Raw genomic sequence first — 13,134 nt, forward strand, 5'->3', positions numbered from 1 at the left:
CCTGGCGGCGGGACAAGCCCCGGCGGCGCCCGCTATACTCGCGCCATAAAAGACTCCCGCCGCATGCCATGGCCATCATCCGCTGCAACCAATGCACCCTGCTCGCCGAGCAACCCGACAACCTCGCTGGCAAACAGCTGGCCTGCCCGAAGTGTGGCGCGGCGACCACCGTCTACCCGACCCTCTTTTTCATCGAGAAGCTGCTCGACAAATACTTCACCGCCCAGCGCGAGGTGATCCGGCTCAAGGGAACGACCGCCCCCCAAACCGAAACGAAGCCAGCCAACCCCGAACTGGCCGGCATCGACCTCGCCAATACCGATTTCCTGGCGAGCGAGTTGCAGCACGGTCCGATCTACGACTGGTTCCGCAAGAAGCAGATCAAGGTCCAGGCCAACACGCGCGGCGTCGACACCAGCGGCTTCTTCGACGAGGTGGCGGAAGCCATCGGCGCCAACCTGCCGGTACTCAAGGAAGTGCTCGAGCGCATCCGCTGGTCGCAGCAGAAGGAGCACGCCAGCGCGACGATCAACCTCGACAAGAAGTCACCGGAAGAGGCCAAAGCCATCTCCACCTTTTGCCAGCAACTCTATGACTTCTCCTTTGTCGCCAAGTGCTTCCACAACAAGCCGGAAAACAACGTCCGGCTGATCCTGCAGACGGCACCGACCATCCGCAATTTCTTCAACGGCGAGTGGCTGGAATGGCATGCGCTGATGAGTTGCCTGCGCTACGCAAAGGAACGGCAGCGCCGCTTTTCCTGCACGCGCGGCCTCGAACTGACGCTGACCAACGGCGACCCGTACGAAATCGACGTCTTCATGCTGATCGACGGCGAGACGCCAATCTGCATCGAATGCAAGAGCGGTGAATTCCGCCAGAACATCGACCGCTATCTGGCGCTGAAAAAACGCCTGGGCCTGGCGGGAAAGCAGTTCGTGATGTGCATCGCCGGACTGAGCGACGAGAACGCCAAGGCCTTCTCGGCCATGTACGACCTGAGCTTCGTTAACGAACGCGGACTCGCCGGACATCTGAGCCGCCTTTTCTGAGCCGGCCGCCCCAAAAAACGCGCCGCCCGCGGGCGGCGTCTGCAACAGGCATCGCGGACCAGCCGCTGCCATGGCGTTGGCGACCGGAAAGGCTCGCCATCTCTGTTGGGGTTGTTGTTTGTTGTTGCCGACGATTATCGGTGATCAATGTTTCATTTTCCTTTCCGGGAGCCTTTGCGGCACTGACCGGTCTAAACGGCAACCCCTCCCGCGCCAACCCAACCAGGAAAAATCGCCGCTGTGCCGGATCACCCGCCCAACCTGCTCCGTCTTTACCACGCTCGCACCAAGCACCGTTTCGACGCCTACGCCGCAGGCCCCGGCCAGCTCGACTGGGACGCCCAGCCGGCACCGTTCCGCCATTACCCCGGCGCACCCGTACTCGACCTGCCGCTGGCCGCCGACCGCTACGAGCGCGCCTACGGCCAGCTCGGCGTAGCGCCCGCAAGCCCGATAGCGGCAACGCGGGAGAGCCTGGGCGCGCTGCTCGAGCTGTCTTTGGCGATTTCGGCCTGGAAAAGCTGGGGGCCGAACCGCTGGGCGCTGCGCTGCAACCCCTCGTCCGGCAACCTCCACCCGGTCGAGGCCTGGGCATTGTGCGGCAGCCTGAGCGACGTGCCCGACGGCCTGCATCACTACGACCCCGAGCGCCACGCGCTGCAACATCGCGTCCTCGTCCCGCCCGGTGACGCCGCGCCCTGGCTGGCCATCGCGCTATCGTCGGCAATGTGGCGCGAAGCCTGGAAGTACGGCGAGCGCGCCTTCCGCTACTGCCAGCTCGACGTCGGCCACGCCCTCGGCACCCTGGCCTACGCTGCCGAGCTGCTCGGCTGGCGGTTGCGTCCGCTCGCTGTCGGCAGCGACGCCCTCGCCGGCCTGCTCGGGCTCGACCGCACAAGCGACTTCCCGGCTGGCGGCGACGCTTGCACCGAGCGCGAGGAGGCAGAAATCCTGCTCGCCATCGACGCTCCCGGCCTCGCTGCGCCGCCCGCAGTGGCCGACTTGCGGACACGCCATGACGGCACCGGCTGGCTCGGCCGGCCGAGCCGGATCGACCCGGCCCCTGGCTACCGCTGGCCGCTGGTCGACCAGGCGGCGGCGGCCAGCCGCGCCCCGGAGAGCATCCCGGTTTCGGCGTCGGCGGAAAAGGTCGACGAGTTTCCGCCGCTGCCGCCCCACCCGACCACTGCCGGTGCCGCACAACTGATCCGCCAGCGGCGCAGCGGCCAGCGTTTCGACCCGCGCCGGACGCTGCCGCGCGCCGCCTTCCTGCGCCTGCTCGACGCCACGCTGCTGCGCCCGCGCGCCCCGTTCACCGGGCAGACGGGGCCGGCACAGGTGCATCTGCTGCTCTTCGTGCTACGCGTCGACGGGCTCGACAGCGGCCTCTACCTGCTGCCGCGCGGCGGCGCCGGCGACGCACTGGCGGCAACGCTGGCCGCCCGCTTCCCGGATGCCGGCGCAGTCGAAGACTGCCCGCCGCACCTCGGCCTGCGCCGCCTGACCCGGGCCAGCCTGGCGGAACTGCAGCGCCTGGCGCGCGCCCTCAACTGCCATCAGGAGATCGCCGCGACCAGCGCCTTCTCGCTCGGCATGCTCGCCGATTTCAGCACCGCCGACGGCGCCGGCTACCGCGAGTTGCTGCGCGAGGCCGGGCGCCTCGGCCAGGCGCTCTATCTCGAAGCCGAAGCTGCCGGCGTACGCGGTACCGGCATCGGCTGCTTCTTCGACGACCCGGTGCACGAAGTTGCCGGACTGGCGGACGCACGCTGGCAGAGCATCTATCACTTCACCGTCGGCACCCCGGTCATCGACGAACGGATCGAAAGCGCGCCGCCCTACCCGCCAGCCTGGCGGGAAAAGCGCTGATCAGCCCCAGATCCGCGTCGCGCCGACGCTGAGCAGGCCGAGCCAGGTCGCCGTCAGCGAGCCGGTGAGGTGGATCGCGGCCAGCCCGATGGCCAGCGCCGGCTGGCCGGCGAGCAGGCGCTCGACGACTTCGGCGGAAAAGGTGGAGAAGGTGGTCAGGCCACCGAGGAAGCCGGTGATCACGAACAGCTTGAGGGCCAGCGGCAGGCCGGAATTGAGATGGAAAACACCGACAGCAACACCGATCAGGTAAGCACCGATCAGGTTGGCGGCAAGCGTGCCGAGCGGCAAGGCGACGAACAGCGGGTTGAGTGCCAGCCCGAGCAACCAGCGCGCCCAGGCGCCACAGGCCGCCCCCAGACCAACGGCAGCGAATCCGATAGCATTCATAGCCTCTCCTTTCGCCGGATTCTACCGCGACTCAGCGGCCATCACGTGCGGTGAGCAAGCGTAACAATTTGGCCACTTCGATGTCACAATAACGCCTTCACGACAGGGGTGCGCCGACAAAAGCAAAAACCGGCGCCAGCAGCATTGGCCCACGCAGGGCACGGGAGAACGCATGGAGTTTCAGGATTTTGCCGACATCGAAAAGGCGACCAAGCGTGGCCGTCGGGAATTCAGCCGGCTGGGCATAGGCCTGCTGTTCGTTGTCTGCATCATGATTTACACCGCGCTCGCCATCGGCGTCACCGGCACCCAGGGGGTCATGCTGGTGGTGGCAGCGATGATCGGCGGCTACATGGCGATGAACATCGGCGCCAACGACGTCGCCAACAACGTCGGCCCGGCGGTCGGCTCGCACGCCATCACCATGACCGGTGCCATCGTCATCGCCGCCATCTTCGAAATGGCCGGCGCCCTGATTGCCGGCGGCGAAGTCGTGTCGACGATCCGCGGCGGCATCATCCGGCCGGACGCCATCCTCGACAACAACCGCTTCATCTGGCTGATGACCGCCTCGCTGCTGGCTGGCGCACTGTGGCTGAACTTCGCCACCGCCATCGGCGCCCCGGTGTCCACCACCCACTCCATTGTCGGCGCTGTCCTTGGCGCTGGCGTTGCCGCCGGCGGCATGGGCGCCGCCAACTGGGGGACAATGGGCGGCATCGCCGCCAGCTGGGTGATCTCGCCGGTGCTCGGCGGCATCGTCGCCGCCGCCTTCCTGTTCTGGATCAAGCGGGCAATCACCTATCAGTCCGACATGGTCGCCGCCGCCCAGCGTACGGTGCCCATCCTGATCGGCCTGATGGCCTTCTCGTTCAGCACTTACCTGATCCTCAAGGGCCTCAACAAGGTCTGGAAGCTCGACTTCCTGACCGCCAGCCTGATCGGCACCGGCATCGGCATCCTGACCTGGTGGCTGATGGCGGGCTCGCTGCGCCGCCGTTCTGGACGCATCAGCAACACCAAGGCCAGCATCAACACGCTGTTCACCGTCCCGCTGATCTTCGCCGCCGCCCTGCTCAGCTTTGCCCATGGCGCCAACGATGTCGCCAACGCCGTCGGGCCGCTGGCCGCCATCGCCGACACCGTGATCCACGGCAAACTGTCGAGCAAGGCCGGCATTCCGCTCTGGGTCATGCTGGTCGGCGCCATCGGCATCTCGCTCGGCCTGACGCTTTACGGTCCCAAGCTGATCCGCACGGTCGGCAGCGAGATCACCGAACTCGACCAGATGCGCGCCTTCTGCATCGCCATGTCGGCCGCCGTCACTGTCATTGTCGCCTCGCAGCTCGGGCTGCCGGTCAGCTCGACGCACATCGCGCTGGGCGGCGTCTTCGGTGTCGGTTTCCTGCGCGAGTTCCTGAAAACCAATTACTCGCAGATGCTTGAGGAAATCAAGGAGCATCATCTCGGCGAGGACAAGGAAGTGGTCGAAGCCTACCTCAACCGCTTCAACAAGGCCGGCGTCAAGGAAAAGCGGGAAATGCTCGAGCAGTTGAAGGCGCGTACCGCCCAGGCCGACCTGTCGAAATACGAGCGCAAGCAGATGCGCAAGGTATACCGCCACGAACTGGTCAAGCGCTCGGCGGTGTTCAAGATCGCCGCTGCCTGGATCATCACCGTGCCGGCCTCGGCGCTGATGGCGGCGATGATCTACTACATGATCTTCGGCATCGTGCACGCCTGAGCAGCGGACAGCAGGGCGGGAAATCTCGCGTTGGCCTGATCCAGCGCAACCCGCCTCCTGCCCAGGTGCTAAAATGACGCTTTGTCACAAAAGCTAAACAAAACCGTCATGTTCGGCGCCTTGATGCCCAGAGAGGGCAAATATTTCGACTTTTTCAATGCCCACGGCGCCCTCGTCGCCCAGGGCGGCAGCACGCTCCGCCAATTGATCGACGCCCTCTCCAACGGTGCCGAGGAAGGGAAGGCCCAGGCCCTGGCCGACGAGATCGACCGCCTGGAAAGCGCAGCCGACAAGATCACCCACGAGGTCCTGGCGCAACTGCACAGCGCCTTCATCACGCCCTTCGACCGCGACGAGATCCACGAACTGATCAACGGCATGGACAACATCCTCGACATGACCCAGGACGTTGCCGAAGCGATGGCGCTCTACGACATTCACCGCATTCCGGCCGAAGCCCGCGCCATGGCCGAGATCACCGAGCGCAGCTGCCAGAAGGTCACCGAACTGGTGAAGCTGCTGCACAACATGGACAACGGCCCGAGCATCCTCAAGCTCTGCCATGAAATCGACGAACACGAATCCGAAGTCGATCGCATGCTGCGCGTCTCGATGTCGCGCATCTTCCGCGAGGAGCCGGATGTCCGCGAAGTGATCAAGCTCAAGGAAATCTACCAGTTGCTGGAGTCCGTCACCGACCGCTGCAAGGATGTCGCCGGCACGGTCGAGGCCATCGTCCTCGAAAACTCCTGAGTCCAGGCATGGAAGCCATCCACATGAGCCTCGGGGTCGTCGTTACCCTGGTGGTCGTCGCTTTGCTGTTCGATTTCATGAACGGCTTTCACGACGCCGCCAACTCGATCGCCACCATCGTCTCGACCCGCGTCCTCAAGCCGCATCACGCGGTGATCTGGGCCGCCTCGTTCAACTTCCTGGCCTACTTCCTGTTCCACCTGAAAGTCGCCGCGACCATCGGCAAGGGCACCATCGACCCGAGCATCGTCGATCACTACGTGATCTTCGGCGCCCTGGTCGGCGCCATCGCCTGGAACATCATCACCTGGTACTACGGCATTCCCTCGTCCTCGTCGCACGCGCTGGTCGGCGGCCTGGTCGGTGCCGCCGTCGCCAAGGCCGGTTTCGGCAGCCTGGTCACCGCCGGCGTGCTCAAGATCATCGCCTTCATCTTCGTCGCCCCGCTACTCGGTTTCTTCATCGGTGGTCTGCTGATGGTCGGCGTCTCGTGGATCTGCCGCAACATGGCGCCGCGCAAGGTGGACAAGCACTTCCGCCGCTTTCAGCTACTTTCCGCCGCCGCCTACAGCCTCGGCCACGGCGGCAACGACGCGCAGAAGACGGTCGGCATCATCTGGTTGATCCTGATCGCCGCCGGCATGTCGACCACGGAATCGGAAATCCCCAGCTGGGTCGTTTTCGCCTGCTACACGGCGATGGGGCTGGGCACCATGTTCGGCGGCTGGCGCATCGTCAAGACCATGGGCAACCGCATCACCAAGCTCAATCAGGCGCGCGGCTTCTGCGCCAACAGCGGCGGCGCCGTCACCCTGTTCCTCGCTTCCGCCTTCGGCATCCCGGTGTCGACCACGCACACCATCACCGGCGCCATCGCCGGCGTCGGCACCACGCGCGGCACCCGCCACGTGCGCTGGGGCGTTGCCGGTGGCATCGTCTGGGCCTGGATCCTGACCATCCCGTGCAGCGCGCTGATGGCTGCCATCGGTTGGTACGTCGGCCGCCTGATCCTCTGATCGGCGCCAACGCACGAACGGGCCGGCCAAGCGCCGGCCCGTTTCGTTTTCAGGAGGCGCGGCGCTGTTAGAATGTCGCTTTACCGAATCGCCCACGCCGGCCACCCATGTCATCCGATAACAAGACTCCCGCTCCCGCCGCCAATTTCATCCGCAACATCGTCGACGCCGATCTCGCCGCCGGCAAGCACGCCCAGCGCCGCTGGGCCGGCCAGCCCGGCCTCGCCGCCGAGCACGCGGCGGCGCCGCTCGATGCGGCGAAGATCCGCACCCGCTTCCCGCCCGAGCCGAACGGCTACCTGCACTTCGGCCACGCCAAGTCGATCCTGCTCAACTTCGGCCTCGCCCAGGAATTCGGCGGCCGCTGCCACCTGCGCTTCGACGACACCAACCCGGAAAAGGAAGAGCAGGAATACGTCGATTCCATCGTCGACGCCGTCAAATGGCTGGGTTGCAGCTGGGCCGACGAGCGCGAGAACAACCTCTACTACGCGTCGAACTACTTCGACTGGATGGTCCAGTTCGCCGAATACCTGATCTCCGCCGGCCACGCCTACGTCGACAGCCAGAGCGCCGAGGAAATGCGCGCCAACCGCGGCACCCTGACCGAAGCCGGCAAGCCCTCGCCCTTCCGCACGCGCAGCGTCGCCGAGAACATGGACCTGTTCAAGCGCATGCAGGCCGGCGAATTCGCCGACGGCGCCCACATCCTGCGCGCCAAGATCGACATGGCCTCGCCCAACATCAACCTGCGCGACCCGGCGATCTACCGCATCCGCCACGCCACCCACCACAACACCGGCGACAAGTGGTGCGTCTATCCGATGTACACCTTCGCCCACCCGATCGAGGACGCGCTGGAGTGCATCACCCACTCCATCTGCACGCTCGAATTCGAGGACCAGCGCCCGTTCTACGACTGGCTGCTCGAACGCCTCGCCGAAGGCGGCCTGCTGCAGCGCCCGCTGCCGCAACAGATCGAATTCTCGCGTCTCAACCTGACCTACATCGTCCTCTCCAAGCGCAAGCTGATCCAGCTGGTCGACGAAAAACACGTCAGCGGCTGGGACGACCCGCGCCTGCCGACCCTGGTCGGCGCCCGCCGCCGCGGCTATTCGCCGGAAGGCTTCAAGCTGTTCATGGAACGGGTCGGCGTCACCAAGAACGATTCGCTGATCGACTACGCCCTGTTCGAAGACGCCCAGCGCGAGGTGATGAACGAATCCGACCAGCGCCGCGTCGCCGTCCTCGACCCGCTCAAGCTGATCATCGACAACTATCCCGAAGGCCAGTTCGAGGACTGCGCAGTCACCAACCACCCGCTGCATCCTGAATTGGGCAACCGCGTCATGCCCTTCGGCCGCGAGCTGTGGATCGAAGCCGAAGACTTCCAGGAAGTCCCGGAAAAGGGCTTCCGCCGCCTCTTCCCCGGCAACAAGGCGCGCCTCAAGTACGGTTACATCGTCGAATGCACCGGCTGTGACAAGGATGAAAACGGCAAGGTCACCGCCGTGCACTGCACCTACCTGCCCGACACCAAGTCCGGCACGCCGGGCGCCGACAGCGTCAAGGTCAAGGGCAACCTGCACTGGGTTTCCGCCGCCCACGCCTGCCCGACCGAAATCCGCCTCTACGACCGCCTGTTCCGCGTCCCCGCCCCCGGCGCCCGGCGCGAAGGCGACGCCCCGGAGCTCGAACGCAACTTCCTCGACGACCTCAACCCGGATTCGGTACGCGTCATCACCGCCATGCTCGAACCCTCGCTCAAGGACGCCCAGCCCGAACAGCGCTTCCAGTTCGAACGCCACGGCTATTTCGTCGCCGACCGCGTCGACTCGAAGCCCGGCGCCCCGGTCTTCAACCGCGCCGTGACGCTCAAGGATTCGTGGGGCAAGGGGCACTGAGATGGCCGGCAGCTGGGGTTGTCCGCACGAAGTCAATGACCGCTGCACGAAGATCAACAACCTGCCGTGCAACCCGGGCATGAAAGGCTGCGAGCTGGCCGGCCGCTACCGCTTCGTCGACGAGAGCAAGAACGAGCGCTACTGGGAAAAGAAGGCGCGCGAGAAGGACAAGCCGACGGGACCGACGCAATGAACCGCCCGGCCATCGAAGCGCAGATCACGTCCAGGCTGCCCGGCCTGCTCGCCATCTACGCCTTCGGCAGCCGAATCGAAGGCAGCGCCGGGCCGGACAGTGATCTTGACCTGGCAGTCCTCCTGCCGGCTTACGCCGCGCCGCTCGAACTGTGGGATCTCGCCGGCGAACTCGCCGATCTCGCCGGCTGCCCGGTCGACCTACTCGATTTCCGCGCTGCATCGACCGTCATGCAGTACCGCATCCTGACTACCGGGCAACGCTGGTGGGCGTGCGACGCCACGGTTGACGCCTACGAAGCGGGAATTCTCAGCGACAAGACCGAGCTCGACATTGCGCGGGCGCCGCTGCTCGCCGACATCCAACGCGAAGGACGCATCCATGGCCGATGACGTGCTGCTCAACAAGGCGGCAACGATAGAACGTTGCGTACGGCGCGCCCGCGAGGAATATGCCGCCGACCCGGCCGGTTTCGCCAGCAACTTCAGCCGCCAGGACGCTGCCATCCTCAACATTCAGCGGGCCTGCGAGGCGGCCCTCGACATGGGGCAGCACCTGATCCGGCGCGAACGCCTGGGCATACCGCAAAGCGCCCGCGACGTTTTCGCACTGCTCGCGCGCGGCGGCTGGATCGACGACGGACTGGCCGACGCACTCAAACGCATGGTCGGTTTCCGCAACCTCGCTGTGCACGATTACGCCAGCCTGCAACTGCCGATCACCGTGCGCATCATCGAAACCCATCTCGACGAATTCCTGGAATACAGCAGCACCCTGCTGCGCAAGGACGCCGGGAACGCGACCGTCTGATGCCGCTCGACGTCGCCCGCCTCGGTCAGGTGTTCACGCCGCCCAAGGTGGTGGAATTCATGCTCGACCTGTGTGCCAACACGGGTAGCGTGCTTGAGCCTTCGGCCGGCGACGGCGCTTTTTTCAACGAATTGCGGCGGCGTGGCCGTGATGTCACCGGCGTCGAGCTTGACCCCCGGGTCGCCCCGGCCGGCGCGCGGGTCATGGATTTCTTCGACCTGCCGGAAAGCGAAAGTTTCGCCACCATCGTCGGCAATCCGCCCTATGTGCGCTACCAGGATATCGCCGCACCGACCCGCAAGAAACTGAAATCGCCGCTATTCGACAAGCGCAGCAACCTGTTCCTGTTTTTCATCGAGAAGTGCATCCGCCACCTCGAGCCGGGTGGCGAGCTGGTCTTCATCGTGCCGCGCGAGTTCATCAAGCTGACCTCGGCCAGGAAGCTCAACGCCTGGCTGTTCGGCCAGGGCAGCATCACGCATTTCTTCGAGACCGGCGACGTCCGCGTCTTCGCCGGCGCCAATCCCAACTGCTGCATCTTCCGCTTCGAGAAGGGTCGCTTCGACCGCCGCATGGCCGACGGCCGCGTCTTCACCGAAGTCGACGGGCAGCTGATGTTCCTGCGCGACGATCACGGCGTGCGCCTTTCCGACCTGTTCGACGTTCGTGTCGGCGGCGTTTCCGGCGCCGACCCGGTGTTCCGCCACGCCGAGGGCAACCTCGATTTCGTCTGCTCGAAGACTGCCGACAGCGGCGAGACGCGGCGCATGATCTACGGCATCGAACACCCGGCCCTGCTGCCGCACAAACAGCGCCTGCTCGCCCGCCGCGTGCGCAAGTTCGACGAGAGCAACTGGTGGCACTGGGGCCGCCATTTCCCGATCAACGACGACCCACGCATCTACGTCAATGGCCGCACGCGCAAGAGCGAGCCTTTCTTCCTGCACGACTGCCCGAACTTCGACGGTTCGGTGCTGGCGCTGTTCCCGAAGAACCGGCGGATGCGCCGGCGCGACCTGATCGAATGCACGATGATGCTCAACCACGAAGTCGACTGGCAGCAGCTCGGTTTCGTCTGCGACGGCCGTTTCCTGTTCACCCAGCGCAGCCTGCAGACTTGCCTGCTGCCCGACAAGTTTTCCCGTTATCTGCCGAAGGAAGAAACATGACCTTTACCGAACAACTCGCCGCCGCATGGCAGCGCAACAACTCGCTGCTCTGCGTCGGCCTCGACCCCGATCCGGCCAAGTTCCCGGCGCACCTGAAGGGGCGCGACGACGCCATTCTCGAATTCTGCAAAAGCATCGTCGACGCCACCGCCGACCTCGTCTGTTCGTTCAAGCCGCAGATCGCCTACTTCGCGGCGCGCCGTGCCGAGGACCAACTGGAAGCGCTGATCGCCCACATCCACGAGCAACACCCCGGCGTGCCGGTGATCCTCGACGCCAAGCGCGGCGACATCGGCTCCACCGCCGAACAGTACGCCGTCGAAGCCTTCGCGCGCTTCCAGGCCGACGCCGTGACGGTCAATCCCTACATGGGCCGCGATTCGGTCGAGCCCTACCTGGCCTTCCCCGACAAGGGCGTGATCCTGCTCTGCCGCACCTCCAACCCGGGCGGCTCGGACCTGCAGTTCCTGGAAACCAACGGCGAGAAGCTGTACGAGCACGTCGCCCGCCTGGCCGCCGAAAAGTGGAACAGCACCGGCCAGATCGGCCTCGTCGTTGGCGCCACCTTCCCGGCCGAGATCGCTCGCGTGCGCGAAATCGTCGGCGACATGCCGCTGCTGGTGCCGGGCATCGGCGCCCAGGGCGGCGATGTCGAAGCCACCGTCAAGGCCGGCCGAACCGCGGCCGGAACCGGCTTGATGATCAACTCCTCGCGTGCCATCCTTTACGCCGGCCAGGGCGAGGACTACGCCGACGCCGCCCGCCGGGCGGCGCTCGCCACCCGCGCCGAGATCAACCAGCACCGCTGAGGAGACGCCAGATGCGCATGGACGATTACCGGGAAAGCGACAACGTCGAGGACCGCCGCGGCGGCGGCGGTGGCGGCATCTCTTTCGGCGGCGGCCAGCTGGGCATCGGCAGCATCGTCATCGCGCTGGTCGCCAGCTATTTCCTCGGCGTCAATCCGATGACCGTGCTCAACCTGCTCTCCGGCGGCGGCATGCCGGTCGTCCAGCAGCAGGCACCAGCGCAGCGCCCGCCAGCCAACGACGAGACGGCGGTGTTTGTCTCCAAGGTGCTGGCGTCGACCGAGGACACCTGGATTCCAGCCTTCCGCGAGATGGGCAAGCAGTATCAGGAGCCGCGCCTGGTGCTGTACACCGGCGTCACGCCGACCGCCTGCGGCACCGGCCAGGCGGCGATGGGGCCGTTCTACTGCCCGGGCGACCAGAAGGTGTACATCGACCTCGCCTTCTTCCGCGAACTGCGCGAGCGCTTCAACGCCCCCGGCGAATTCGCCCAGGCCTACGTCGTCGCCCACGAAGTCGGCCACCACGTGCAGCACCTGCTCGGCATTTCCGATCAGGTGCATCAGGCGCAGCAGCGGGCGAGCGAAGCGCAGGCCAACGCGCTGTCGGTGCGCCTCGAACTGCAGGCCGACTGCCTGGCCGGCGTCTGGGGCAAGCGCACCGACAGCATGGCCCAGGTGCTCGAACCTGGCGACGTCGAGGCCGCGCTGACCGCCGCCTCGGCGATCGGCGACGACCGCCTGCAGCAACAGGCGCAGGGCCGCATCGTCCCCGACAGCTTCACGCACGGCAGCTCGGCGCAGCGCATGCGCTGGTTCCAGCGCGGTTTCGACAGCGGCGACTTCAGGCAGTGCAACACCTTCGACAAGAGCGTACGGCTCTGAGATGAGCGCCGACGCAAGCCGCAAGCCGCCGCGCTGGCGCCGCTGGGCGCTGGAGATCGCCATCTTCGTCGCCGCCTTCCTCGCCTTCCAGGCCTGGCAGTTGCGCGACACGACGCGCGGCCCGGCACCGCAATTCGCCGGCGTGCACACCGACGGCCAGGCCTTCGACCTCGCCGCCTGGCGCGCCGCCCACCCCGGCCAGCCGCTGCTGATCTACTTCTGGGCCGAATGGTGCCCGATCTGCAAGACCACCGCCGGCAGCGTCGACAGCATCGCCGCCGACCATCCGACGATCACCGTCGCCACGCAGAGCGGCGACGGCGCGGCAGTGGCCCGCTTCATGGCGGAAAAGGGCTACCGCTTCCCGGCCCTGGCCGATAGCGACGGGGCGATCATGCAAAGCTACCGCCTGCCCGGCACGCCGGGCTTCGTCGTGCTGGCGCCGGACGGCCACATCCGCTTCGTTTCAGTCGGCTACACCAGCGAGCTCGGCCTGCGCCTGCGCCTGTGGTGGGCCGGTATCGGCGCCACCACCTGAACC

14 protein-coding genes are annotated in these 13,134 nt (G+C 66.0%); 13 read left to right on the forward strand and 1 reads right to left on the reverse strand.

The window, feature by feature from the left end:
• Positions 1 to 68 precede the first annotated feature (68 nt).
• Both ACE3OV_RS01485 and ACE3OV_RS01490 read left to right on the forward strand, forming a co-directional pair.
• Complete coding sequence (locus ACE3OV_RS01485) at positions 69 to 1,052, forward strand: hypothetical protein (protein ID WP_374324314.1); 984 nt, start codon at positions 69 to 71, stop codon at positions 1,050 to 1,052.
• A 240-nt stretch (positions 1,053 to 1,292) separates the two neighbouring features.
• Entirely contained in the window at positions 1,293 to 2,921 is a 1,629-nt protein-coding gene (locus ACE3OV_RS01490) for a nitroreductase family protein (protein WP_374324316.1), read from the forward strand.
• Here the strand turns inward: ACE3OV_RS01490 and crcB are convergent, their stop codons facing one another.
• Complete coding sequence (crcB, locus tag ACE3OV_RS01495; RefSeq protein WP_374324318.1) at positions 2,922 to 3,311, reverse strand: fluoride efflux transporter CrcB; 390 nt, start codon at positions 3,309 to 3,311, stop codon at positions 2,922 to 2,924.
• 172 nt (positions 3,312 to 3,483) lie between these two features.
• Here crcB and ACE3OV_RS01500 point away from each other — a divergent pair, with 172 nt between their 5' ends.
• The 11 genes from ACE3OV_RS01500 to ACE3OV_RS01550 all read left to right on the forward strand — a co-directional run bounded on the left by ACE3OV_RS01500 (position 3,484) and on the right by ACE3OV_RS01550 (position 13,131).
• Positions 3,484 to 5,055, forward strand: coding sequence for an inorganic phosphate transporter (locus ACE3OV_RS01500; protein WP_374324320.1), 1,572 nt, complete (start codon positions 3,484 to 3,486; stop codon positions 5,053 to 5,055).
• Positions 5,056 to 5,163: 108 nt separating this feature from the next.
• Complete coding sequence (locus tag ACE3OV_RS01505; protein WP_374324321.1) at positions 5,164 to 5,808, forward strand: DUF47 domain-containing protein; 645 nt, start codon at positions 5,164 to 5,166, stop codon at positions 5,806 to 5,808.
• A gap of 8 nt (positions 5,809 to 5,816) precedes the next feature.
• Positions 5,817 to 6,824 carry an anion permease gene (locus ACE3OV_RS01510; RefSeq protein ID WP_374324323.1) on the forward strand — a complete coding sequence of 336 codons (1,008 nt, stop codon included), beginning with the start codon at positions 5,817 to 5,819 and terminating at the stop codon, positions 6,822 to 6,824.
• Positions 6,825 to 6,931: 107 nt separating this feature from the next.
• Positions 6,932 to 8,728 carry a glutamine--tRNA ligase/YqeY domain fusion protein gene (locus ACE3OV_RS01515; protein WP_374324324.1) on the forward strand — a complete coding sequence of 599 codons (1,797 nt, stop codon included), beginning with the start codon at positions 6,932 to 6,934 and terminating at the stop codon, positions 8,726 to 8,728.
• 1 nt (position 8,729) lies between these two features.
• The gene (locus tag ACE3OV_RS01520; protein ID WP_374324328.1) at positions 8,730 to 8,921 is read left to right on the forward strand and encodes a hypothetical protein; all 192 of its coding nucleotides are present in this window, start codon (positions 8,730 to 8,732) and stop codon (positions 8,919 to 8,921) included.
• Complete coding sequence (locus tag ACE3OV_RS01525; protein ID WP_374324330.1) at positions 8,918 to 9,313, forward strand: nucleotidyltransferase domain-containing protein; 396 nt, start codon at positions 8,918 to 8,920, stop codon at positions 9,311 to 9,313. Before ACE3OV_RS01520 ends, ACE3OV_RS01525 begins: the two co-directional genes overlap by 4 nt.
• A complete protein-coding gene (locus ACE3OV_RS01530) occupies positions 9,303 to 9,731 on the forward strand; it encodes a DUF86 domain-containing protein (protein ID WP_374324332.1) in 429 nt (142 codons plus the stop codon). The genes ACE3OV_RS01525 and ACE3OV_RS01530 overlap by 11 nt, the downstream gene beginning before the upstream one ends.
• Positions 9,731 to 10,900 (forward strand): Eco57I restriction-modification methylase domain-containing protein, encoded by a 1,170-nt coding sequence (locus ACE3OV_RS01535; RefSeq protein ID WP_374324333.1) that lies wholly within the window; start codon positions 9,731 to 9,733, stop codon positions 10,898 to 10,900. The genes ACE3OV_RS01530 and ACE3OV_RS01535 overlap by 1 nt, the downstream gene beginning before the upstream one ends.
• Complete coding sequence (pyrF, locus tag ACE3OV_RS01540; RefSeq protein ID WP_374324335.1) at positions 10,897 to 11,709, forward strand: orotidine-5'-phosphate decarboxylase; 813 nt, start codon at positions 10,897 to 10,899, stop codon at positions 11,707 to 11,709. Before ACE3OV_RS01535 ends, pyrF begins: the two co-directional genes overlap by 4 nt.
• An 11-nt stretch (positions 11,710 to 11,720) precedes the next feature.
• On the forward strand, positions 11,721 to 12,593 hold the full coding sequence (locus ACE3OV_RS01545) for a neutral zinc metallopeptidase (protein WP_374324337.1): 873 nt from the start codon (positions 11,721 to 11,723) through the stop codon (positions 12,591 to 12,593).
• Position 12,594: 1 nt separating this feature from the next.
• Positions 12,595 to 13,131, forward strand: coding sequence for a protein disulfide oxidoreductase (locus ACE3OV_RS01550; protein ID WP_374324339.1), 537 nt, complete (start codon positions 12,595 to 12,597; stop codon positions 13,129 to 13,131).
• Positions 13,132 to 13,134: the final 3 nt, after the last annotated feature.

The organism is Azonexus sp. (genome assembly GCF_041909095.1).
In the GTDB taxonomy this organism is placed as follows: Bacteria; Pseudomonadota; Gammaproteobacteria; order Burkholderiales; family Rhodocyclaceae; genus Azonexus.

What these genes read in the sequence shown, in the direction of transcription:
- ACE3OV_RS01505 (WP_374324321.1), top strand. Translation starts at nt 5,164, where the DNA reads ATGTTCGGCGCCTTGATGCCCAGAGAGGGCAAATATTTCGACTTTTTC.
- pyrF (WP_374324335.1), top strand. Translation starts at nt 10,897, where the DNA reads ATGACCTTTACCGAACAACTCGCCGCCGCATGGCAGCGCAACAACTCG.
- ACE3OV_RS01530 (WP_374324332.1), top strand. Translation starts at nt 9,303, where the DNA reads ATGGCCGATGACGTGCTGCTCAACAAGGCGGCAACGATAGAACGTTGC.
- ACE3OV_RS01515 (WP_374324324.1), top strand. Translation starts at nt 6,932, where the DNA reads ATGTCATCCGATAACAAGACTCCCGCTCCCGCCGCCAATTTCATCCGC.
- ACE3OV_RS01535 (WP_374324333.1), top strand. Translation starts at nt 9,731, where the DNA reads ATGCCGCTCGACGTCGCCCGCCTCGGTCAGGTGTTCACGCCGCCCAAG.
- ACE3OV_RS01485 (WP_374324314.1), top strand. Translation starts at nt 69, where the DNA reads ATGGCCATCATCCGCTGCAACCAATGCACCCTGCTCGCCGAGCAACCC.
- ACE3OV_RS01500 (WP_374324320.1), top strand. Translation starts at nt 3,484, where the DNA reads ATGGAGTTTCAGGATTTTGCCGACATCGAAAAGGCGACCAAGCGTGGC.
- ACE3OV_RS01510 (WP_374324323.1), top strand. Translation starts at nt 5,817, where the DNA reads ATGGAAGCCATCCACATGAGCCTCGGGGTCGTCGTTACCCTGGTGGTC.
- ACE3OV_RS01550 (WP_374324339.1), top strand. Translation starts at nt 12,595, where the DNA reads ATGAGCGCCGACGCAAGCCGCAAGCCGCCGCGCTGGCGCCGCTGGGCG.
- ACE3OV_RS01525 (WP_374324330.1), top strand. Translation starts at nt 8,918, where the DNA reads ATGAACCGCCCGGCCATCGAAGCGCAGATCACGTCCAGGCTGCCCGGC.
- ACE3OV_RS01545 (WP_374324337.1), top strand. Translation starts at nt 11,721, where the DNA reads ATGCGCATGGACGATTACCGGGAAAGCGACAACGTCGAGGACCGCCGC.
- ACE3OV_RS01520 (WP_374324328.1), top strand. Translation starts at nt 8,730, where the DNA reads ATGGCCGGCAGCTGGGGTTGTCCGCACGAAGTCAATGACCGCTGCACG.
- crcB (WP_374324318.1), bottom strand. Translation starts at nt 3,311, where the DNA reads ATGAATGCTATCGGATTCGCTGCCGTTGGTCTGGGGGCGGCCTGTGGC.